We start from the raw sequence: 22148 nt of genomic DNA on the forward strand, positions 1-22148 counted from the left end.
TCTTTTTTTGACGCGTTTTCTTCACGCGAACCGGTATCCACTTCTTCGCTCGAAAATGCTCTCGCGGGGACGCGCGCAACCGGTTCAGTGCAACTCGGTGATCCTGATGTAGCTCGGTCCGAGAATGACGATGAAGAGGCAGGGCAGGAAGAACAGGATCATCGGTACCGTCAGTTTCGGCGGCAGCGCGGCAGCTTTCTTCTCGGCCTCCGACATGCGCATATCGCGATTTTCCTGCGCCATCACGCGCAGGCTCTGGCCGAGCGGCGTGCCGTAGCGCTCGGACTGCTGCAGCGCCAGGCAGACCGACTTCACGCTCTCGAGCCCGGTGCGGGCGGCGAGGTTTTCATAGGCCGTCTTGCGGTCCTGCAGGTAGGAGAGCTCCGCCGTGGTGAGCGTGAACTCTTCGGACAGCGCGACCGATTGCCCGACGATCTCGGTTGCGACTCTCCTGAAAGCGACCTCGACCGACATGCCGGACTCGACGCAGATCAAGAGCAGGTCGAGAGCATCGGGGAAAGCGCGCCTGATCGAAAGCTGACGCTTGGTGATGGCGTTCTTCAGGAACAGCATGGGCGCCTGCAATCCGAGATACGCCGCGCCGAGGCAGATGCCGATATTCATCAGCATCGAGCCCTCCAGTTTCGCAATCACGAAAACATACAGTACGGCGCCGACCAGCATGGCGATCGGCGTCAGGGCACGGAAGAACAGAAAGGTGATGTAGGGTGCGTTGCCGCGATAGCCGGCCATAATGAGCTTGTCGCGAGCGCTCTCCTGCGCCACCCATTTGCTTAGGTTGAGGTCTTCCACGACCTTGGAGACGAATTGCCTCGGCGCCTGCCGCAGCGACGCTTTCTCCGATTTGGCCATCCGCTCGCGTTCGCGCTGGCGGATGCGCTCGCGTTCGCTCGCCACCGCCTTCATCCGCTTCTGCAGGTTCTCGCCGGCGAACAACGGCATGATCAGCGAGTAGCAGGTTGCGCTCACGGCGATCGCCGCAAGCAGCATGGTCATGAACCTGACGTCGTGGAGCTTGCTGGCCAGAAGATCAATCATGCTTCACCCATCAGAAATCGAAATTAATCATCTTCTTCATCACGAAGACGCCGATGCTCATCCAGAGCACGCAGGCGACCAGCATCAGTTGGCCGGTCGGATGGGTCCACAGCAGGGAGATGTAATCGGGTGCTGTGATATAGACGAGCGTCATGACGGTCGGGGGCAGTGCGCCGATGATGCTTGCGGAAGCCTTGGCTTCCATCGACATCGCCTTGATCTTCTCTTTCATCTTCTTGCGGTCGCGCAGCACGCGGGAGAGGTTGCCAAGCGCTTCCGAGAGATTGCCGCCGGATTTTTGCTGGATCGAGACCACGATGCCGAAGAAGTTCGCTTCCGGCAGCGGCATGCTCTCGTAAAGGCGGGCGCAGGCATCGCCGAGCGGCATGCCGATGGTCTGTGTCTCGATGATCGCCTTGAACTCGCTCTTGAGCGGTTCAGGCGAGTCGCTGGCGACCACCTTGAGCGATTCAAACAACGGCAGGCCGGCCTTGATGCCGCGCACGATCACGTCGACGGCGTCGGGGAGCGCCTTGAGGAACGCTGCCTCACGGCGCTTTTTCAGGTAACCGAGCAGCCAGCGCGGCAGTCCGAAGCCGGCGGCGAAGGCAATGCCTACTGCGCCGAGCAGTCCGCCGCCGATCACGTAGGAGAGCGCAAAGCCGATCGCTGCAAGGACGGCGGAAATGATCCAGTACTTCTGAGGCGTCCAGTCGAGGCCGGCCTGGGTCAGGCGCTTGCTCAGCGGAAGCTTCGCCTCCTTCTGCCGTCGCGCGTCGAGCTCGCGCAAGGTCCCTTCGACCTGCTCGCGGCGCGAACGCTGGGTTCGTTCGGCCTGCCGAACGGTTGCGGGTTCGGAGCGGCCAATGGAGGCGCGGCGCGCTTCCGCCTGCTTCTCCCCCGACAGCAAAGGATAGAGGAAGACCCAGCCGAGGCCGCCGACGGCGGTTGCCGCGAGGAAGGCGAGGGCAAGCGATTGCAGGTTCATCATCGGCTTCCTTATGCCGGCGGCGGCGCTTCGGCGGCGTCGAGCGCGGCGGCCAGGCGATTCTCCTCGTTGTAGTAGCGGGCGCGCTCCCAGAATTTCGGCCGGCCGATGCCGGTCGAACGATGCCGGCCGATGATCTTGCCGTTGGCGTCTTCGCCGACGATGTCATACAGGAAGACGTCCTGCGTGATGATGGTGTCGCCTTCCATGCCCATCACCTCGGTGATGTGGGTGATGCGGCGGGAGCCGTCGCGCAGGCGCGCCGCCTGGATGATGACGTCGATCGAGGCGCAGATCATCTCGCGGATGGTGCGCGAGGGCAGCGCGAAGCCACCCATCGTGATCATGGATTCGCAGCGCGACAGCGCCTCGCGCGGGTTGTTGGCGTGCAGCGTGCCCATCGAGCCGTCGTGGCCGGTGTTCATCGCCTGCAACAGGTCGAACGCCTCCGGTCCGCGGACCTCGCCGACGATGATGCGCTCGGGGCGCATACGCAGGCAGTTGCGGACCAGTTCGCGCATCGTGACCTGGCCTTCGCCTTCGATGTTGGGCGGCCGGGTCTCCAGCCGGACCACGTGCGGCTGCTGCAGTTGCAGCTCGGCGGCGTCCTCGCAGGTGATGATGCGCTCGTCGTGCTCGATATAGTTGGTCAGGCAGTTCAGCAGGGTGGTCTTGCCCGAGCCGGTGCCGCCGGAAATCAAGACGTTGCAGCGGACGCGGCCGATGATCTGCAGGATGCTTGCGCCTTCCGGCGTGATCGCGCCGAACTTGACGAGCTGCTCCAGCGTCAGCTTGTCCTTCTTGAACTTACGAATGGTGAGCGCGGGCCCGTCGATCGCGAGCGGCGGCACGATGGCGTTGACGCGCGAACCGTCGGCGAGGCGCGCGTCGCAGATCGGCGAGGATTCGTCGACGCGGCGGCCGACCTGGCTGACGATGCGCTGGCAGATGTTGAGGAGCTGCTGGTTGTCACGGAAGCGGATGCCGGTGCGCTGGATCTTGCCGCCGACCTCGATGTAAACCGTGCCGGCGCCGTTGACCATGATGTCGGCGATGTCGTCGCGCGACAACAGCGGCTCGAGCGGACCGTAGCCGAGCACGTCGTTGCAGATGTCGTCGAGCAGGTCCTCCTGCTCGGCGATCGACATCACGATGTTCTTGATCGCGATGATCTCGTTGACGATGTCGCGAATTTCCTCGCGCGCGGAATCGCCGTCGAGCTTGGCGAGCTGGGCGAGATCGATCGCCTCGATCAGCGCGCCGAAGATGGTGGCCTTGACCTGGTAGTAAGTGTCGGACCGACGCGTGTCGACGGTCGGCGCCGGCGGCGGCTTGGGCGGGGCGATCGGGGGCGAAGGCATGGTCGGAGGCGCCATCTCGCGCGCCGGCGTGGCTGCGGCCGAAGGTTCCGGCGCGTGAGCAGCGGGCCTCAGTGCCCGCACTTCACTGTCATTTGCGCTACGCTTACCAAACACGACTCTACTCCAGAGCGGCTATTTCGCCCGCAGCTTCCCCAGCAGGGGCGACAGGAACGACCCTTTGGTTTTCTTGGTCTCGCCGCGGCCCGTCAGCCGCTGCGCGATCTGAAGGAACATCTCGATGGTGCGATGATTGGCGGAGATCTCCGCGATCATCTGGCCGTTATTGGCGGCCGAGCCGAAGATCTGCGGATCGAACGGAATCGTCGCGATCGGCTCGGCCTCGATCGCCTTGGCGAATTCGGCGGCGTTGATCTCGGGGCGCTTCGGCACGCCGACCTGGTTGAGGCAGTAGAGCGGCGCGCGGTCGTTCGGCCGCGAGGCCTTCAAGAGGTCAACCAGGTTCTTGGTGTTGCGAAGGTTGGCAAGGTCGGGGACTGCGACCACCAGGATGTCGTCGGCGGCGATCAGTGCCCGCTTGGTCCAGCCCGACCATTGGTGGGGGACGTCGAGCACGGTGCAGGGCATGGTGGTGCGAAGCGTGTCGAAGATCGCATCGAACGCCTCGGCGCCGAAATCGTAGACGCGGTCGAGCGTGGCCGGCGCCGCCAGCAGGCTCAAGTGATCGGTGCATTTCGACAGCAGCCGGTCGATGAAGGCGGTGTCGACGCGGTCGGGCGAGAACACGGCCTCGGCGATGCCCTGCGGCGGATCCTGGTTGTAGTCGAGGCCGGCGGTGCCGAAGGCGAGATCGAGATCGGCGACGACGGAATCCAGCGCCAGGTCGCGCGCGATCGCCCAGGCGACGTTATGCGCCACCGTGGACGCGCCGACGCCGCCCTTGGCGCCGACCACGGCAAGGATGCGCCCGACCGCCTTGGCCTCGGGCGCCGAGAACAGGTTGCAGACCGAGCGCACCACGTCGATGGCGACAACAGGCGCGATCATGTAGTCGCTGACGCCGCGGCGCACCAATTCGCGATAGAGCGCGACATCGTTGAGGCGCCCGATCACGATCACGCGCGTGCCGGCGTCGCAGACCGCGGCAAGTTGGTCGAGACCGCCGAGGATGTCGCCATTGGCCCCGGTTTCCAGGATGATGACGTTCGGCGTCGGCGCCGAGCGATACGCCTCGATGGCAGCGGCCATGCCGCCCATCTGGATCTTCAGATGCGCCTTGGCGAGCCTGCGGTCCTCGCCGGCAGACTGCACCGCGGCGGCGGTCTCCACCGTGTCGCAGAATGCCTGCACGGACACCCGCGGCGCCGGCGCGATATGTTCCTCCGTCGGCGGCGGGACGTCAGGCTGGGTGTCGGAATTCTGGCGCGCGTAGCTGATCATTTGCCCACATCGCTCAGCTTGGCCTTGTCGGCCTCGGGATAGGTCGTCGTCGTCGAGGTGCCCTTCCGGTATTTCGCGAAGGCGATGTCACGCCGCTCGGTGTATGGCGGCGTCTCCGCGCGCGGTTGCACGAGGTCACTCGGATTGTCGACCATGGCGGCGAGGTTGCGCTGGTAGGCACAGCCGAAATTGTAATAGGGCTTGTTGTCGAAATAGCTCTTGTTGTTGATCGACGGTCCAAGGTCCTCCGGCCAGGTGCCGCACGGGCCGGCCACCGCCGAGATCCGTGCATAGTTGATCCTGATGGCCGCGAAATGGCGCGGATCCTCGGGGTGATACTGGCGCACGGCAACCGCGCGCGGCGGCACGCCGGCGGCGGCGAAGGTCGCCTGGATCTCACGCAGGGAATCAGCGGCGGCGCGCGCATTCGGCGTACCGACCGGTGTGTCGATGCTGATCGTGCCCGTGCCTTCGCGCAGCCAGGTCTGCGCCAGCCCCATCACGTCGGCGCGCTGTTCGGCGGTGAGGCCGCCGCGGCCGCTGCCGGCGAACACCACGATGGAGCGGTCGGCTTCCTGGACTGCGATCGGATGGCGCAGGCGATAATCGTCGGGATAGCTCGCGAGCGGCGAATCATCCGTGTGCCGACAGGCACCGAGCGCCACGGCAATGCCGATCAGTACCCCGAGACGGGCGAGGGCGCGGCTGCGATCGGCGGAACGTTTGGATGTCAGCTTGGGTGTCATCGTCCCGCCTCAGTCGGTAATGAAGCCGTAGGTGCCGCGGTAATTTCGCCCCGGCTCGGTACGGCCCGGCACGCCATAGATGCGGTTGATGCTGCCGAGGAAGTCGGCCTGCGGGTCCGAGGCGTTGGCAAAGCCGTCATCCGGTCGCGACAGGTCCTTCTGCGCCACCGCGCGCACGACATAGGGGGTCACCAGCACCATCAACTCGGTCTGGTTGTTGACGAAGTCGCGGCTGCGGAACAGCGTGCCGAGAATCGGCAGTTGGGCAAGACCCGGAAAGCCGTTGATGGCCTGCTTGGTCTGCTCCTGGATCAAGCCGGCCATCGCCATCGCGCCGCCAGAGGGGATTTCCAGGGTCGTTTCCGCGCGGCGGGTCTTGATCGAGGGAATGGTCAGCGTGTTCACTTGATTGGCGGTGACGGATTGCGAGAGCGTGATCGAATTGTCGTTCGACAGTTCGGACACTTCGGTCATCACCCGCAGGCTGATGCGGCCTTCGGTCAGCACGACCGGAGTGAAGTTCAAGGAGATGCCGAATTTCTTGAACTGGATCTGCGTGATACAGACATGGGTGACGGGGTCGCAGGAGTAGCCTGCGGGGATCGGGAATTCGCCGCCGGCGATGAAGGTGGCCGACTCGCCGGAAATGGCCGTCAGGTTCGGCTCGGCCAGCGTTCGCACCACGCCCGCGCTTTCCATCGCGCGCAGCGTTGCCGATACCGAGGGGCTGGCGCCGAACGCGGTTGTCGCCGTGTTGTTGGGCAGCAGCGGGCGACCAAAGGCGGTGAAGGGGTTGTCGTTCCTGAAACTCACCACCGCGGTGCCGTAGTTCAGGTTGGCGGTGAGGTCGATGCCGAGCTGCTTGATGATGTTGCGCGCGACCTCGGCGACGGTGACCTTGAGCATCACCTGGTCGCGGCCGCGGACCACGATCGAATTGACTACCTTTTCAGCGCCGCCGGCAAGCCGCGCGGCGAGATCGCCGGCCTGCTGCGCCTCGATCGGGCTCGAGGCCGTGCCGGTCAGCACCACGCCGTCGCCGACGCCGTCGATCTGGATGTCGGCATGCGGCAGCGCCTGGCGGAGCGCCGCGCGTACCCCATTGAGGTCGCGTTTAACGGCGATGTCATAGGCGGCGATCTGCGCGCCGGCAGAATCGAAGAACACGATGTTGGTCTGGCCGACCGCGGCGCCGATGATGTAGGCGCGCTGCGAGGAGCGGATCACGGCATTGGCGATCTTGGGATCGGCCACCAGCACGTCCTTGATGTCGCGCGGCAGGTCGATCACGACCGATTTGCCGACCCCGAGCGACAGGAAGCGCGCACTGGCTTGACCGTCGGCCGCGGGCGGCGCCGCGACGCGGTAATCGCTCGCCACCACCGGCGTCAGGGCCGGGTTCAGTGTGAAGGCGACAGCGGCCGAAAACGACAGGGCGCGAACGACGAAAGCCCGCATCATCGATCGATTCCCCCAGCCCTTCATTCCCTGCGCCCTTTCGCTCACTTCTGTACCGTTTGCGGGCTGGCGATGCCGTACCGGATGACGTTGATGCTTTGGCCGCGCCGGCGTGTTTGATTGTCGGCGTTGGCCTCGACGATATTGACGTCGGCGATGCTGCGCAGCGCCAGCGTCAGCGTGCCGCTCTGGCGCGCACGCGCCAGCGTTTCCGCCTGTTCGGGCTTGAGCTCGAGCGTCACGGTCTTGCCGATCAGCGCGCTGGTACCGTCCTTCTCCTTCGGCGCCTGGTCGATCGCGAGCACGCGGACATTGCTCAGGATGATCTCCGAATTGACGATGTCTGCGCCCTGGCCGTCCGGGTTCTTCTCGCGCCGGGAGAGAATGACGTCGACCCGGTCGTTCGGCAGGATGAAGCCGCCGGCAGCGGTCTCCGGCGAGATTTCGGTCGAAATCGCGCGCATGCCGGACGGCAGGATCGCGGCCATGAAGCCGCTGCCATCGGCCTTCACCAGCTTCTGCTCGCGGATCGGCTCGCCGGCGATGAAGGGGGCGCGGGCAATCGAGCCGATGACGTCCTTCATGGCGTCGGCCTTGCCGTCGCGCCGCATATACGAGCCGCTCGCGCTCGAGGCTGGCCAGGTCTGCCACTGCAAATCGTCGGCCTTGACCGACTGGCCTAGACCGATGTCGGACTTCGCGACGAGAATGTCGATGGTTGGCAGTTGCGCCGCCGGCTGGGATTTGGGAGCGGGCTGGTTATTGCTTCCGCTCGCCAGATACAGGGCCGCGAGGCCGGCAACGCCGGCGATAGCCAAGACCACAATGCGTGCGGTGTTCATTACGCTTCACTTTCCACAGGACGACGCGACGGTTCCGCCGCCGTGATCGGCAGTTGACCAGCTATTCGTCAAAGCATGGTTAATGAGGCGTATCTAAATCGCCTTAACGGGCAGTTACTTCCGCCCTTTCAACGCATTACGAAATGCGCGAAGTCGACCGCCTTCATCCACCCGGTCTCGGGATAGATCACGAGCGCGCCAAGCGCGAGCGCGATGCCGTAGGGAATGCCGGTCTCCTTGGCGTGCAGCCGCAGCAGCCAGGCCTGGCCCAGCAGCGGGTAGGGCAGCGGCCATCGTCGGAACTGGAGCAGCAGCAGCGTCAGCGCGCCGCCGAACACGGACGCATAGAGCAGATAGGGCAGGAGATGATCGAAGCCGAACCAGAGCGCAGCGCCGGCTGCAACCTTGGCGTCCCCGCCGCCAATCCAGCCGAACGCAAAGCAGGCAAATCCAGCCGCGAGCACGGCGGCGCCGGCACCGGCATGCGAAAGCACCTCATAGAGCCCCATGCCGCTCGCAAGCGCGAGCACGACGAAGCCCGCCACGAGCGCCAGCGACACACGGTTTGAAATCGTCATGCTGACAAGGTCGCTTGCAGCCGCGAACGCCATCAGTGCGGGAAACAGCAGCAGGCGAAGAATGTCGAGGATCATGTGATTACGCGAGCCCGAGCGGTCAGGATGAGTGGCGCCTCGAATCTAGCCGCGAGAGATGAATAATCGGCGAAGGCCGGCACGTCACCAGACTGCCGCAATGCGCCAGGCGAGCGTGACAACTGCCAGTGCCAGGGCGACGCAGACGATCTGTGCGGATGCGTCGTTCAGATGACCGGCGCGAAAGGAGGCCTTTGTCGCCGCAAGTCGTGGAACGGTTGATCTACGCATATTTTCGCGGTTCAACTCGACGAATAAGACAAAGGCCCCGGATCGCCGGGGCCTTTGTGCCGAAAAGAGCCGATTACTTCAGCCCGTTGTCCACTTGGACCAACTTGGCGTTGAGATCGGTGCCGATGACTCGAAGGGTGCCAATGATCACGACGGCAATGAGGGCGGCGATCAGGCCGTATTCGATGGCGGTCGCGCCGGATTCGTCCTTAATGAAACGCGAAACGAGGTTCTTCATAGATTGCTCCTGGTGTGCACGTGGCTGGTCGAACTTAGCGTTTTGGTCTCCCCGGCGTTCTCAGCACCGTGACCATGCACGCGAACCTAGGGGTGCGACAATTGCGCAGCAGTTAATTCGATTGCAGAAAGATCGTACCAAATTTGACAGTTCCGACGCAGAGTCAACGCGGGCTTAAGACAATCCGTAAAATGCACATATGCTGGGTTGGATGAGACTCGATCGTGCTCCTCTGTGGAGCGCCACGCCAAGAATGCAGCGATCGCGTCCGTGCCGCCTCGCGATTGATCCTCACCGGGCAGGCGTCTCCGGAAATGAATGCGGATGAAATTGCGGAAGCGCTTTTTGCACTTCGTTCATGAATTGTTGTCAGTTTAGCTTTGTCGGGTGTCGCTTCCGCTGCGTATCGCGGTTGCCGGCTTGTCAATGCCCCGGGGTAGAGTATGTCGTTCAAGTCAGAGCGTGTCCGCACGTTGGCGGGTCTTGCCTTCAGCCTTCTCGCAGCCGCCGCGGCATGGCCTTCCGCAAGCTTTGCCGCGGCCGATCCTGATCGGATCGAGGTCAATGTCGACCAGGCCAAGCTCGTCAAGCTCCCGACCGGCATCGCCACCATCGTGGTCGGCAACCCCATGATCGCCGATGTGACGCTGCAGACCGGCGGCGTCGTGGTCGTCACGGGCAAGGGCTACGGCGCCACCAATTTCATCGCGATGGACCGCAACGGCGAGATCCTGGTCGACCGCCAGATCCAGGTCCAGGGCCCGAGCGACCAGCTCGTCACCGTCTATCGCGGCATCGAGCGGGAATCCTATAGCTGCATGCCGATCTGCCAGCGCCGCGTGACGCTCGGCGACGGCGAGAACTACTTCAAGTCCACGATCGATCAGGCCGGCTCGCTCAGCACCCAGGCAAGCGGGCAGGGCGGGACCGCCCCCAAACCGTCATCCCCCAACTAACGAAACCTGCAGAGGCCGTCGGCGGCGGCCTTGCGCTGTCCGCCCATGCTTAACGCCGGCCTAACGGAACGGGTCGTGCTGTCGCGATCCGACGAAACATTTCGACAATCTGTTTCAGATAATCGTTGCGGCACCACCCCGCTACGAGACTCCTCCGATGCCACAGCCTCCAGGCTCTTTCCGGAAATTGTTGCGCCGGTTTCGCCGCGATCGTCGCGGCGTAACCGCCGTCGAATTCGCCCTCGTCGCTCCGGTGTTCTTCGTGTTGTTGTTTGCGATCATCGAGACGGCGCTGATATTCTTCGCCGGCCAGGTGCTCGAGACGATCACCCAGGATTCCGCGCGCTTGGTCCTGACCGGACAGGCGCAAAGCGGCTCGCTCAGTCCGCAGGACTTCAAGAATGCGGTCTGCGCCCACAAGCTCAGTTTCATGTTCGACTGCAAGGGCATCTATGTCGACGTTCGTAGTTACCCGCAGGTCAACGTGATCAAAATCCCTAACCAGATCGGTTCGGGCGGCGCCTTCATCGATGATATGAAATACTGTCCTGGCCAAGACGGCAATTTCGTCGTGGCCAGGTTGTTCTATCAGTGGCCCGTCATCGTCACCAAGATGCTCAACTTTGGAGACGTGCTCGGCTACGACCCCTCCAATCTGAATGGCAGCAAACGCCTGTTGTCGGCAATCGCGGTCTTCAGGAACGAGCCCTTCCTAAATGGCGGGACGACATGCTCATGAGCGAAACGATGAAAATGAGGTTTCTCTCATCGATCTGGCACGTGCGCCGCCAGGTCCGCAATCTCGTCAACGATTGCCGCGGCGTGGCAGCGACCGAGTTCGCGCTGATCGTGCCCATCATGCTGGTGCTGGTCTTCGGAACGGTCGAGGTCAGCTCCTTCGTCGCCATCCAGCGCAAGCTGGCGCTGGTGGCGCGCGCGGCATCCGACCTGACGTCGCAATCGCTGAACAGCGTCACCACCACGGACATGCAGAATGTCTTCGCCCTGAGCGGAGCAATCCTGTTGCCTTATTCCTTGACACCGCTGACCGCGACCGTCTCGGAAGTATTCATCGACAAGAATGGCATCGCGAAGATCCAGTGGAGCCAGTCGGCCACCGTCACAATGAGCGGCTCGCCGACAGCCGCGCTTCAGAATTCGCCGCACAAGCCGAATGATACGGTACCGGTTCCACCGGGGTTATTGATACCGAATACCTGGCTGATCTGGAGCGAGGTCAGTTACAAATACAAGTCGCTAACTAGTTACGTGCTCAAGACCGACATTCCATGGCAAGACCAAGCCTACACCCGCCCGAGACAGTCGCCCTGCGTCGACTATCCGCCGCCCATCAAGCCAAGCAGTAGCTGCACGCCGGTTTCTTAAAGCGAGAAGCCGCGCGGTCGGCGCGGCTTCTCTTTGTTCAGTGTTCTTGATGCGTATGGGCGCTGCGGACGCAGGCCCGTCGTCGGTCAGCCTGCCGAACGCAGGTTGTCGGCGGCGGATTTGCCGGACCGACGATCGGACACGATCTCGTAGGAGATCTTCTGGCCTTCGCGCAGCGTGCCCAAGCCAGCGCGCTCGACAGCGCTGATGTGCACGAACACGTCGTTGCCGCCGTCATCGGGCTGAATGAAGCCGTAGCCCTTGGTTGCGTTAAACCACTTCACGGTTCCCATGCTCACGGGATAGTCCCTTCTCAGATAGACAAGTCAAAGCCCGCTTGTGGCAGGCTGGTGGATCGAATTTTGGAAGGGTCGTCAGCGCCGAACCGGGATACCGGTGGATGGCTAATGTCGTCCGGCCGAAAATCGATTAACCCGATATTATGCGAAAAACGGGCCTAAAACAATCCTGACGTGCGCGGATTTCGTTCGAACGTGGAAACCGCAGGGATCGCGCAAGACATCAGGGCGTCGTGCGCGATTCCGGACGGCTTCGGGGCACGTCAGCGGCGGCGGAACTGGCCGCCCCGTGGCGGCTGGCCGCGTGGCGGGCCGCCGGGCGAACTCGGGCGTTCATCCTTGTGACGGAAAATCAGCCGCCCCTTCTCGAGGTCGTAGGGCGACATTTCAATCGTAACCCGGTCGCCGGCCAGCGTCTTGATGCGGTTCTTCTTCATCTTGCCGGCCGTATAGGCGACAATCTCGTGTCCGGTATCGAGTTGCACGCGATAGCGTGCGTCGGGGAGGATTTCGGTCACCAGCCCCTCGAACTGGATCAGCTCTTCCTTAGCCATGTGGTTCTCCAGAATCGATAGACGGCTAGTGCTGCGTTTGGTTGTTGCGGTTGGGCTGCGGTTTCGCCCGGCTTTCGCGGTGCAAGAAGGCGACGCCTTGAATGCCGCCCTGCTTACCCTCGCTCTTGCCGATCTGCGGCGGACGTGGCGACTCGCCCCGGTTCGCCTGTGGCGCGCCATTCTTACCACCTCGACGGCGGCGGCGGCGAGGGCCTTTTGCTGCCTGAGGTGATTCATTTCCTCTGGTCTGATGGGGGCGCTGAGCCGATCGTCCAGCCGCCCGATGTGGGGCGGCGGGAGCAGGCGCCTGCTCGCGACTGCCCGGTGTACGGCGATCTTCGCGCGGCAGCGCCACCCGGATCAGCCGTTCGATGTCGCGCAAGTATCCCATCTCCTCTGCGCCCGCGATCAGCGAGATTGCAACGCCGTCGGCGCCGGCGCGTGCGGTGCGGCCGATGCGGTGCACATAGGTCTCCGGCACGTTGGGCAGGTCGTAATTGACGACATGGCTGATGCCGTCGACGTCGATGCCGCGCGCGGCGATGTCGGTCGCGACCAAGGTGCGGATTTCGCCGGAACGAAATGCCGCCAGCGTGCGCTCGCGGTGATTCTGCGACTTGTTGCCGTGTATAGCGTTAGCCGCGATGCCGGCCTTCTCCAGCCCCTTCACCACCTTGTCGGCACCGTGCTTGGTGCGGGTGAACACCAGCGCGCGGTTGACCGGTTCCTGCTTCAGCAGTTGCGCCAGTATGGCGGGCTTGGCGGTGAAATCGACCTGGATGATGCGCTGCGTGACGCGCTCGGCGGTCGAGGACACCGGTGTTACCGCCACGCGGGCCGGACCACGCAGCATCGCTTCGGCGAGCTCGGCGATATCCTTCGGCATCGTCGCCGAGAAGAACAGCGTCTGTCGCTTCTGCGGCAGCTTGGCGACGATCTTCCTGATGTCGTTGATGAAGCCCATGTCGAGCATGCGGTCGGCTTCATCGAGCACCAGGAACTCGACCTGGTTGAGCTTCAGGCCGTTGCTCTGCACGAGGTCGAGCAGGCGGCCGGGGGTGGCCACCATGACTTCAACTCCCTGCATCACCGAGCGGACCTGCCGGCCCATCGGCACGCCGCCGATCGCGAGCGCGGAAGAGAGGCGGATGTGGCGGCCATAGGCATTGAAGCTGTCGAGGATCTGCCCCGACAATTCGCGGGTCGGCGAGAGCACCAGCACGCGGCATGACTTCGGTTGCACCTTGGTGCGGTTCTCCAGCAGCCGGTTGAGGATCGGCAGCGCAAAGGAAGCGGTCTTGCCGGTGCCGGTTTGCGCTATGCCGATCACATCGCGGCCTTCGAGCGCGAGCGGAATGGTCTGGGCCTGGATCGGAGTGGGGGTGACGTAGTTCTCTTCCCGAAGCGCGCGGGCGATGGGATCGGCAAGGCCGAAATCCTGAAAGGAGGTCAAAAGGGAGGTCTTTCCATCAAAACGTCAGGCGCGCCGGCCATGTCGGCCGGGCGCGTGAGGGCATCAGTGATACCCGCGTGTTTGGGGCATCGGTGCTGTTGGCTGATCAAAGGCAAGCCAAAAGCCGCCGAGGCTGGTTGGAACCAAGGCGGCCTAGAACACGCAAGCTTGCGCCGACCCGGCGATTCGCGCGGGTCATGGCAGTCATATGGAACATGAACGCGGCACTTTCAAGGTAAACTCTCCTCGGATTGGGTCGGCCTCGGGAGCGAAGTTGCTATTGCAGGGGCCAGTCCGATGTCGCGACAGCGTCACAATTGGCTGCCGGAAATTTAGCCAGCTCGGTCTAACTGCTCAAAAAATGAACTGATTGCCGCTTTGGCATACATTTTTGTCGCCCAATAATTGGGCTGCCGTTGTCTGCATTCTTCCTGAAACGCCAAATTGCGCTGCGCCAGCAGTGCCTTAAGCGGTGCCTCGACCGTGGCATGGTTCTTGCGATTCCTTTTGTCGCAGGCGGCCGTGGGGCCGTTCGCATGCGTTCACGCCTGCGTCAGGGAGATGACATTTCATGATCACACAGCTTACTCACGATATAGCAAGGCTGAGCCGCCGCGGCTGGCTCGCTGCCGCCGCAGGCCTGGTTTTGGGCTTGGCGTCGTCGCCATTTTCTCCGGCCAAAGCGGCCGACGACACCATCAAGGTCGGCGTCCTGCATTCACTCTCCGGCACCATGGCCATCAGCGAGACCACGCTGAAGGATACGATTCTCTTCCTGATCGACGAGCAGAACAAGAAAGGCGGCGTGCTCGGCAAGAAGCTCGAGGCTGTCGTCGTCGATCCCGCATCGAACTGGCCGCTGTTCGCGGAAAAGGCGCGCGAGCTCATCACCAAGGACAAGGTCGCGGTCGTGTTCGGCTGCTGGACCTCGGTGTCGCGCAAATCCGTGCTCCCGGTGTTCAAGGAGCTGAACAACATCCTGTTCTACCCCGTGCAGTATGAGGGCGAAGAGTCCGAGCGCAACGTGTTCTACACCGGCGCCGCTCCGAACCAGCAGGCGATCCCCGCGGTCGACTACCTGATGAAGGACGAGAAGGTGAAGCGCTGGGTGCTGGCGGGCACCGACTACGTCTATCCGCGCACCACCAACAAGATCCTGGAAGCCTACTTGAAGTCGAAGGGCGTCAAGCAGGAAGATATCATGATCAATTACACGCCGTTCGGTCATAGCGACTGGCAGACGATCGTGGCCGACATCAAGAAGTTCGGCTCGGCCGGCAAGAAGACGGCGGTGGTCTCCACCATCAACGGCGACGCCAACGTTCCATTCTACAAGGAGCTCGGCAACCAGGGTATCAAGGCGACCGACATCCCGGTGGTCGCGTTCTCGGTCGGTGAGGAAGAACTCGCCGGCATTGACACCAAGCCGCTGGTCGGCCATCTCGCCGCCTGGAACTACTTCGAGTCGATCAAGACGCCCGCCAACGAGAAGTTCATCAAGGACTGGCAGGCCTACACCAAGAATCCGAAGCGCGTGACCAACGACCCGATGGAAGCGTACTACATCGGCTTCAACATGTGGGTGAAGGCGGTCGAGAAGGTGAAGTCGACCGATCCGGACAAGGTGATCGACGCGCTGCCCGGCATCGAAGCGCCGAACCTGACCGGCGGTGTCTCCAAGATGCTGCCGAACCACCACATCACCAAGCCGGTGTTCATCGGCGAGATCAAGGGCAACGGCCAGTTCGACGTGGTGTGGAAGACTCCCGGCCTCGTCGCGGGCGATGCCTGGTCGAAGGAGCTCGAAGGCTCCAGGGACCTGATCGGCGATTGGGTCGGCAAGAAGTGCGGCAACTGGAACACCAAGACCAACAAGTGCGGCGGTCAGGGCTCCTGATCTGATCCGTTCATTCAACAACCTTCCAAGAGACTGGAGAAGGCGGCGGTGTTCGTCGCCTTCTCCTCACCACTCCTGCCGGGGTCGTCACGTGTTTGGTTATTTTCTTGAGCGTTTTCGCGCGCTCGTTCTTTCAGTCCTGCTGATTGCTTGCTTCGCGCTGCCCGCCTTCGCGGGCCCGTTCGAGGATGCGGTCGCCAAGTTCGCCAATGACGAATTTTCCGATACCGCGGAAGCGATCGAGGCGGTCGCAAGCTCGGGCAATCCGCTCGCCTTCCCGATCATCTCGGCGCTCCAGGAGGAGCGGCTGTCGGCCGATCCTGAGAGCAAGAAAGTCTTCATCACGCAGGCAGACGGCAAGATCATCGATGCCGCCACCGGCGCTGTGGTCGACAAGCTGCCGGACAATGCGGCGTCCGTCCGTCTCAACAACCGCCTGCGCCGCACGGTCGAGGCCGCGCTTGGCAGCCTGACGCTGCTCTCGCCCGACCCGGCGAAGCGCGTCGCTGCCGCGCAATCCGTCTTCAAGAGCCATGACGAGAACGCGCTTCCCGTGGTGGAGGGCGCGCTCGCGAAGGAGACCGACAAGGCGGCCAAGCAGGCGTTCACCGAGGCCCGTGCAGCGATCATCCTGTTCAAGTCTGACGCCTCCGATAACGACAAGCTCGATGCTGTCGCGGTCATCAAGGCCCGCGGCGACCAGGAAGCGCTGGCGCTACTCACCAGCGCCGGCTCCGACCAGCCGCCGCTGGTGGCGCAGGCCATCACCGGCGCGATCTCCTCGATCCAGAGCAATCTTGCGATGTGGTCGGCGGTGCAGAACGCCTGGTATGGTCTCTCGCTTGGCTCGGTGCTGCTGCTGGCCGCAATCGGGCTTGCCATCACCTTCGGCGTGATGGGCGTCATCAACATGGCGCATGGCGAGATGGTGATGATAGGCGCCTACACCACCTTCGTGGTGCAGGAGGTGATTCGCACGCGTTACCCCGGCCTGTTCGACTATTCACTCCTGATCGCCGTGCCGCTGGCCTTCCTGGTCGCGGGCGGGATTGGCGTTGCGATCGAGCGCAGCATCATCCGCTTCCTCTACGGCCGTCCGCTGGAAACGCTGCTGGCGACATGGGGCCTGTCGCTGGTGCTGCAGCAGGCGGTGCGCACAATGTTCGGCCCGACCAACCGCGAGGTCGGCAACCCCTCATGGATGAGCGGCGCGTTCGAGCTTGGCCAGATCACCATCACCTATAACCGGCTCTGGATTCTCTGCTTCACGCTGGCGGTGTTCGTGATCCTGCTCGCGATGCTGGGCTACACCGCGCTCGGGCTCGAGATGCGCGCGGTGACCCAGAACCGCCGCATGGCCGCCTCGATGGGCATTGCCACCTCGCGCGTCGACGCGCTGACCTTCGGCCTCGGTTCGGGGATTGCCGGCATCGCCGGTGTCGCACTGTCGCAGATCGACAATGTCAGCCCCAATCTCGGCCAGAGCTACATCATCGACAGTTTCATGGTCGTCGTGTTCGGCGGCGTCGGCAATCTCTGGGGCACGCTGGTCGGCGCCTTCACGTTGGGGATCGCCAACAAGTTCCTGGAGCCGGTCGCCGGTGCCGTGCTTGGCAAGATCGCCATCCTGGTCCTGATCATCCTGTTCATCCAGAAGCGGCCGCGCGGCCTGTTCGCGCTGAAAGGGCGGGCGGTGGAAGCATGAGCGCGCATATCCTCACCCGCTCGCTGGACCGCGCCGCGACCGCCTTCATCCTGATCGTCGCGGCCGTCGGCATCCTGGTCCCGTTGTCCAACCTGTTGCTGCCGCAGGGCTCGTTCCTGCAGGTGCCGACCTATCTGGTCGCGCTGTGGGGCAAATATGTCTGCTACGCCATCCTCGCGCTCTCCATCGATTTGATCTGGGGCTATTGCGGCATCCTCTCGCTCGGCCACGGCGCCTTCTTCGCGCTCGGCGGCTACGCCATGGGCATGTATCTGATGCGCCAGATCGGCAGCCGCGGCGTCTACGGCAATCCGATCCTGCCCGACTTCATGGTGTTCCTGAACTGGGACAAGCTGCCCTGGTACTGGTACGGCTTCGATATGTTCCCCTTCGCCGCCTTGATGGTGCTGGTGGTGCCGGGCCTGCTCGCCTTCTGCTTCGGCTGGCTCGCCTTCCGCTCCCGCGTCACCGGGGTCTATCTCTCGATCATCACCCAGGCGATGACCTATGCGCTGCTGCTTGCCTTCTTCCGCAATGATTTCGGCTTCGGCGGCAACAACGGCCTGACCGACTTCAAGGACATCCTGGGCTTCAACGTCCAGGCCGACGGCACCCGCGCCGCTTTGTTCGCGCTGAGCTGCCTAGCGCTGATCATCGGCTTTTTGATCTGCCGGGCGATCGTGACCTCGAAGCTCGGCAAGGTCTTGATCGCAGTGCGCGATGCCGAAAGCCGCACCCGCTTCCTCGGCTATCGCGTCGAATCCTACAAGCTGTTCGTGTTCACGCTGTCGGCCTGCATGGCCGGCGTTGCGGGCGCGCTTTATGTGCCGCAGGTCGGCATCATCAATCCGAGCGAATTCGCGCCGGGCAATTCAATTGAGGCGGTGATCTGGGTCGCCGTCGGCGGCCGCGGCACGCTGGTCGGCGCTGCGCTTGGCGCCGTCGTCGTCAACTATGCCAAGACGTTCTTCACCTCAGGGCCACTCGCGCCGTACTGGCTGTTCATGCTGGGCGCGCTGTTCATCCTGGTGACGCTGCTGCTGCCGAAGGGCATCGTCGGCACCTTCAATTCCTGGTGGGAGCCATGGAGGGCGCAGCGCGTCGCGGCCGTGGAAAGCGCCGCGCGCGAGGACGGCATCAGCGAACCCAATTCGGCGGAGCAGGCGCAATGAACGTGATGGATACCCGTGCCACGTCCGCGATGCTCTATCTCGATGGCGTGCACGTTTCCTTCGACGGCTTCCACGCCATCAACAACCTCTCGCTCGCGCTCGAGCCCGGCGAGATGCGCGCCATCATCGGCCCGAACGGCGCCGGCAAGACCACGATGATGGACATCATCACCGGCAAGACCAAGCCGGATGAAGGCACCGTGCTGTTCGACGGGGTCACCGACCTGACCCGGCTGGACGAGACCCGCATCGCCGAGCTCGGTATCGGCCGCAAATTCCAGAAGCCGACGGTGTTCGAAAGCCAGACCGTGCAGGACAATCTCCTGCTCGCGCTCAATGTCGACCACAGCGTGCGCGGCACGCTGTTCTGGCGCGAGAGCAGGGCCGAGACCGAGCGCATCCAGAAAGTGCTGGAGACCATCCGTCTGACCGACGCGCGCAACCGTCTCGCCGGCAGCCTGTCGCACGGCCAGAAACAGTGGCTGGAGATCGGCATGCTGCTGGCGCAGGATCCGAAGCTGCTATTGGTCGACGAGCCCGTTGCCGGAATGACCGATGTCGAGACTCACCAGACCGCGGAGCTGCTCAAGGAGATCAACAAGGACCATACCATCATGGTGGTCGAGCACGACATGACCTTCGTGCGCGAGCTCGGCGTCAAGGTGACCTGCCTGCATGAAGGCACGGTGCTGGCGGAGGGGAGCATCGACCAGGTGTCGTCGAACGAGCGGGTTGTCGAAGTGTATCTGGGTAGGTGAGCGATGTTGAAGGTCGAGAACATCAACCTTTTCTATGGCGCAGCGCAGGCGCTACGCGGCGTCTCGCTGTCGGCCGAACCCGGCAAGGTCACCTGCGTGCTCGGGCGCAACGGCGTCGGCAAGACCTCGCTGCTTCGCGCGATGGTCGGCCAATATCCGATCGCGTCGGGCTCTATCGAGTTCGACGGCAGCGACATCACCGGTTTGAGGCCGTATGAGCGCGCGCGGCGCGGCATCGGCTTCGTGCCGCAGGGCCGCGAGATCTTTCCGCTGCTGACGGTGGAGGAAAATCTCAAGACCGGCTTCGGTCCGCTCAAGCGCGAGAACCGCTTCATCCCGGACGACGTGTTCTCGCTGTTTCCGGTGCTGCAATCGATGCTCGGCCGCCGCGGCGGCGACCTCTCCGGCGGCCAGCAACAGCAACTGGCGATCGGCCGCGCGCTGGTGATGCGGCCGAAACTGTTGCTTTTGGACGAGCCGACCGAGGGCATCCAACCCTCGATCATCAAGGACATCGGCCGCGCCATCTCCTATTTGCGCAATCTCGGCAACATCGCGATCGTGCTGGTCGAGCAATATCTCGATTTCGCCTGCGAGCTCGGCGACTCCTTTGCGGTGATGGACCGTGGCGCGGTGAAATATGCCTGCGACCGCTCCAATCTCGATCCCGCTGAAATCTCCCGCCAAATGGCGCTATAAGGGACGCAACCGGCCAACGGGGGGACGGATGCACACCGAGAATGCACGCGCTGATGCAGCGACCTTTGCGGCCAACCGTGCTCGCGGCGCGGTGCGGTTCGGTGTGCATCTGCAGGATGGTGTTACCCGCCGCGGCGACTTGCACGAATCCGGCTCGCTGCGGGTGCGTTTTCCGTCGCCGGAGGGCGAGGGGCTGTCGGCGGTGTTCGTCAATACCGCTGGCGGGGTTGCCGGCGGTGATCGCTTTGACATCGATATCGCTGCTGGTGAGGGCGCGCGGCTGACGCTGACGACAGCCGCCGCCGAGAAAGTCTATCGTGCGGCCGGACCCGCCGCCCAGCTCAATATCGCGCTGAGAGCCGCAACCGGTTCGCATCTGTCCTGGCTGCCGCAGGAGACCATCCTGTTCGACCGCGCCCGGATTTCGCGGCGGATCGATATCGACCTCTCGGAGGGCGCGTCGCTGCTGCTGTGTGAAATCGTGGTGTTCGGCCGCTCGGCCATGGGCGAGACCATGCGCCATGGCGAATTCGTCGACCGCTGGCGGATGCGCCGCGGTGGCAGATTGGTGTTTGCCGAGACCATCCGGCTCGACGGCCATATCGGTGAAAAGCTCGCCCTATCAGCTGTCGCCAATGGCGGCGTCGCGATCGGCACTGCGCTGATCGTGCCCGGAGATGAGGCGGTCGTGGAGCGTATACGCGAGGCGCAGGATTCCTTCCGTGGTGAAGTCGGCGTCTCCTGCTGGAATGGGTTTGCAATGGCGCGCTTCTGTGCCCAAGATGCGATGAGGCTGCGCGCCGACATGATGACGGTGCTCGGCCGCGCCTCCGCCGTCCCGCTGCCGAGGCTGTGGCTCAACTAATCATTCGAAAACCATCAGAGTGCCCGCATGAATTTGTCTCCCCGCGAAAAGGACAAGCTCCTGGTCTCGATGGCCGCCATGGTGGCGCGCCGCAGGCTCGAGCGCGGCGTCAAGCTGAACCATCCCGAGGCCATCGCCCTGATCACCGACTTCATCGTCGAAGGGGCGCGCGACGGCCGCACCGTCGCCGACCTGATGCAGGCCGGCGCACAGGTCCTGACCCGGGCGCAGGTGATGGAGGGAATTGCCGAGATGATCCACGACATCCAGGTGGAGGCGACGTTCCCGGACGGGACGAAGCTCGTCACCGTGCACGAGCCGATCCGGTGAGGAGCGCAAGTCCATCAACGTTGTCATGCCCGGGCTCGACCCGGGCATCCACGCCTTTGGGCTGAGTGGTGAGACGTGGATGGCCGGGTCAAGCCCGGCCATGACGCAGCAGAGCGATACGAGGTAGCACACATGATTCCCGGCGAACTCTTCATCCAGGACGGCGAGATCGAGCTCAATGCCGGCCGCAAGACCGTGACGCTCACCGTCGCCAACACCGGTGACCGCCCGATCCAGGTCGGCTCGCACTACCATTTCTTCGAGACCAACCCGGCCCTCAAATTCGACCGCAAGAAAGCCCGCGGCATGCGCCTCGACATCGCCGCCGGCACCGCGGTCCGCTTTGAACCGGGCCAGACCCGCGACGTCCAGCTCGTCGCCCTCGCAGGCAAACGCGTCATCCACGGCTTCCGCGGCGAGGTGAAGGGCAAGCTGTGATCCTTGGCGCCATGTTCGCTGTCGCCCGGCCGTCCCCTCGTTCGCAAGGCAGGAACGGAGTGCGCGGTGGCGCGGTTGAGGCAAAAAGGAGTTTTTCGCCATGCCGCAGCCAATCCGCCTCATCTCCGAAGCCGCCGAGTTCGCCGCGCATCGCCACACGGGCATGGCCCGCAAGGGTCGTGGCAATGAACCCTATATCAATCACCTCGCCGAGGTCGCGAACCTGCTCGCAACAGCGACCGATGGCGCCGACGCCGAACTGGTGGCGGCCGGCTGGCTGCACGACACGGTCGAGGACACCGACGCCACGCGCGAGGAACTGGCGGCAAAATTTAGCGAGCGCGTCGCCGCGCTCGTGGTCGAGGTGACCGACGACATGACGTTGTCGAAGACCCAGCGCCGGCAAAAGCAGATTGAGGACGCCCCGCACAAATCGCCCGGCGCCAAGATGATCAAGATCGCGGACAAGATCAGCAACACGCGCGCCCGTATCGGGCCGAACCTGAGCGAAGACGAGCGCGAAGATCTCGCCGCCTATGTCATATGGGCCGAAAAAGTCGTCGCCGGATGTCGGGGCGTCAACCCGATGCTCGATGCCAAATTTGATGAAGCCGCCAAAACCGCGAAAAGCGCGTTTTGAAGGCAAGTGAAGTAGGGGGCTT

24 protein-coding genes are annotated in these 22148 nt (G+C 63.5%); 12 read left to right on the top strand and 12 right to left on the bottom strand.

Annotated features, from left to right (window positions below):
- Nucleotides 1-84 precede the first annotated feature (84 nt).
- The 9 genes from YY7_RS0121875 to YY7_RS57485 all read right to left on the bottom strand — a co-directional run bounded on the left by YY7_RS0121875 (nucleotide 85) and on the right by YY7_RS57485 (nucleotide 8974).
- Complete coding sequence (locus YY7_RS0121875) at nucleotides 85-1059, bottom strand: type II secretion system F family protein (RefSeq protein ID WP_028165099.1); 975 nt, start codon at nucleotides 1057-1059, stop codon at nucleotides 85-87.
- Between the two features lie 10 nt (nucleotides 1060-1069).
- Nucleotides 1070-2047 carry a type II secretion system F family protein gene (locus YY7_RS0121880; RefSeq protein ID WP_028165100.1) on the bottom strand — a complete coding sequence of 326 codons (978 nt, stop codon included), beginning with the start codon at nucleotides 2045-2047 and terminating at the stop codon, nucleotides 1070-1072.
- A gap of 11 nt (nucleotides 2048-2058) precedes the next feature.
- Nucleotides 2059-3522 (bottom strand): CpaF family protein, encoded by a 1464-nt coding sequence (locus YY7_RS0121885; RefSeq protein WP_028165101.1) that lies wholly within the window; start codon nucleotides 3520-3522, stop codon nucleotides 2059-2061.
- 18 nt (nucleotides 3523-3540) lie between these two features.
- Nucleotides 3541-4806: an AAA family ATPase gene (locus tag YY7_RS0121890; protein WP_028165102.1), complete on the bottom strand. Its 1266-nt coding sequence runs from the start codon at nucleotides 4804-4806 to the stop codon at nucleotides 3541-3543.
- On the bottom strand, nucleotides 4803-5552 hold the full coding sequence (locus tag YY7_RS0121895; protein WP_080663800.1) for a CpaD family pilus assembly protein: 750 nt from the start codon (nucleotides 5550-5552) through the stop codon (nucleotides 4803-4805). Before YY7_RS0121895 ends, YY7_RS0121890 begins: the two co-directional genes overlap by 4 nt.
- Before the next feature lie 9 nt (nucleotides 5553-5561).
- A complete protein-coding gene (locus YY7_RS0121900) occupies nucleotides 5562-7013 on the bottom strand; it encodes a type II and III secretion system protein family protein (RefSeq protein ID WP_433994518.1) in 1452 nt (483 codons plus the stop codon).
- Nucleotides 7014-7054: 41 nt separating this feature from the next.
- Entirely contained in the window at nucleotides 7055-7852 is a 798-nt protein-coding gene (cpaB, locus tag YY7_RS0121905) for a Flp pilus assembly protein CpaB (RefSeq protein ID WP_028165105.1), read from the bottom strand.
- 128 nt (nucleotides 7853-7980) lie between these two features.
- Complete coding sequence (locus YY7_RS0121910; RefSeq protein WP_028165106.1) at nucleotides 7981-8505, bottom strand: A24 family peptidase; 525 nt, start codon at nucleotides 8503-8505, stop codon at nucleotides 7981-7983.
- A 304-nt stretch (nucleotides 8506-8809) separates the two neighbouring features.
- The gene (locus YY7_RS57485) at nucleotides 8810-8974 is read right to left on the bottom strand and encodes a Flp family type IVb pilin (protein ID WP_063623388.1); all 165 of its coding nucleotides are present in this window, start codon (nucleotides 8972-8974) and stop codon (nucleotides 8810-8812) included.
- Nucleotides 8975-9417: 443 nt separating this feature from the next.
- Between YY7_RS57485 and YY7_RS0121920 the strand changes: the two genes are divergently transcribed.
- The 3 genes from YY7_RS0121920 (at nucleotide 9418) to YY7_RS0121930 (ending at nucleotide 11316) form a co-directional block, all read left to right on the top strand.
- On the top strand, nucleotides 9418-9930 hold the full coding sequence (locus YY7_RS0121920) for a pilus assembly protein N-terminal domain-containing protein (protein WP_028165107.1): 513 nt from the start codon (nucleotides 9418-9420) through the stop codon (nucleotides 9928-9930).
- Nucleotides 9931-10087: 157 nt separating this feature from the next.
- On the top strand, nucleotides 10088-10669 hold the full coding sequence (locus tag YY7_RS0121925; protein WP_028165108.1) for a TadE/TadG family type IV pilus assembly protein: 582 nt from the start codon (nucleotides 10088-10090) through the stop codon (nucleotides 10667-10669).
- A gap of 8 nt (nucleotides 10670-10677) precedes the next feature.
- Nucleotides 10678-11316, top strand: coding sequence for a TadE/TadG family type IV pilus assembly protein (locus tag YY7_RS0121930; RefSeq protein WP_245287349.1), 639 nt, complete (start codon nucleotides 10678-10680; stop codon nucleotides 11314-11316).
- Nucleotides 11317-11402: 86 nt separating this feature from the next.
- On the opposite strand, the gene YY7_RS0121935 is transcribed toward YY7_RS0121930, so the two are convergent.
- From YY7_RS0121935 to YY7_RS0121945, 3 genes are all read right to left on the bottom strand, one after another.
- Nucleotides 11403-11615: a cold-shock protein gene (locus YY7_RS0121935; protein ID WP_028165110.1), complete on the bottom strand. Its 213-nt coding sequence runs from the start codon at nucleotides 11613-11615 to the stop codon at nucleotides 11403-11405.
- Nucleotides 11616-11878: 263 nt separating this feature from the next.
- Complete coding sequence (gene infA, locus YY7_RS0121940) at nucleotides 11879-12169, bottom strand: translation initiation factor IF-1 (RefSeq protein WP_027579226.1); 291 nt, start codon at nucleotides 12167-12169, stop codon at nucleotides 11879-11881.
- 25 nt (nucleotides 12170-12194) lie between these two features.
- On the bottom strand, nucleotides 12195-13622 hold the full coding sequence (locus tag YY7_RS0121945) for a DEAD/DEAH box helicase (RefSeq protein WP_028165111.1): 1428 nt from the start codon (nucleotides 13620-13622) through the stop codon (nucleotides 12195-12197).
- A gap of 571 nt (nucleotides 13623-14193) precedes the next feature.
- Between YY7_RS0121945 and urtA the strand changes: the two genes are divergently transcribed.
- The 9 genes from urtA (at nucleotide 14194) to YY7_RS0121990 (ending at nucleotide 22126) form a co-directional block, all read left to right on the top strand.
- On the top strand, nucleotides 14194-15519 hold the full coding sequence (gene urtA, locus YY7_RS0121950) for an urea ABC transporter substrate-binding protein (protein WP_028165112.1): 1326 nt from the start codon (nucleotides 14194-14196) through the stop codon (nucleotides 15517-15519).
- 91 nt (nucleotides 15520-15610) lie between these two features.
- On the top strand, nucleotides 15611-17224 hold the full coding sequence (urtB, locus tag YY7_RS0121955) for an urea ABC transporter permease subunit UrtB (protein WP_028165113.1): 1614 nt from the start codon (nucleotides 15611-15613) through the stop codon (nucleotides 17222-17224).
- Nucleotides 17221-18396 carry an urea ABC transporter permease subunit UrtC gene (urtC, locus tag YY7_RS0121960; RefSeq protein ID WP_028165114.1) on the top strand — a complete coding sequence of 392 codons (1176 nt, stop codon included), beginning with the start codon at nucleotides 17221-17223 and terminating at the stop codon, nucleotides 18394-18396. Before urtB ends, urtC begins: the two co-directional genes overlap by 4 nt.
- A complete protein-coding gene (gene urtD, locus YY7_RS0121965) occupies nucleotides 18393-19154 on the top strand; it encodes an urea ABC transporter ATP-binding protein UrtD (protein WP_028165115.1) in 762 nt (253 codons plus the stop codon). Before urtC ends, urtD begins: the two co-directional genes overlap by 4 nt.
- Before the next feature lie 3 nt (nucleotides 19155-19157).
- Nucleotides 19158-19853 carry an urea ABC transporter ATP-binding subunit UrtE gene (gene urtE, locus YY7_RS0121970; protein ID WP_028165116.1) on the top strand — a complete coding sequence of 232 codons (696 nt, stop codon included), beginning with the start codon at nucleotides 19158-19160 and terminating at the stop codon, nucleotides 19851-19853.
- Between the two features lie 28 nt (nucleotides 19854-19881).
- Nucleotides 19882-20718: an urease accessory protein UreD gene (locus YY7_RS0121975; protein WP_028165117.1), complete on the top strand. Its 837-nt coding sequence runs from the start codon at nucleotides 19882-19884 to the stop codon at nucleotides 20716-20718.
- Between the two features lie 27 nt (nucleotides 20719-20745).
- A complete protein-coding gene (locus YY7_RS0121980) occupies nucleotides 20746-21048 on the top strand; it encodes an urease subunit gamma (protein WP_028165118.1) in 303 nt (100 codons plus the stop codon).
- A 132-nt stretch (nucleotides 21049-21180) separates the two neighbouring features.
- On the top strand, nucleotides 21181-21486 hold the full coding sequence (locus tag YY7_RS0121985) for an urease subunit beta (RefSeq protein WP_028165119.1): 306 nt from the start codon (nucleotides 21181-21183) through the stop codon (nucleotides 21484-21486).
- 100 nt (nucleotides 21487-21586) lie between these two features.
- A complete protein-coding gene (locus tag YY7_RS0121990) occupies nucleotides 21587-22126 on the top strand; it encodes an HD domain-containing protein (RefSeq protein ID WP_028165120.1) in 540 nt (179 codons plus the stop codon).
- Nucleotides 22127-22148 lie beyond the last annotated feature (22 nt).

This window comes from Bradyrhizobium elkanii WSM2783, from assembly GCF_000472865.1.
Classification (GTDB): Bacteria; Pseudomonadota; Alphaproteobacteria; order Rhizobiales; family Xanthobacteraceae; genus Bradyrhizobium; species Bradyrhizobium elkanii_A.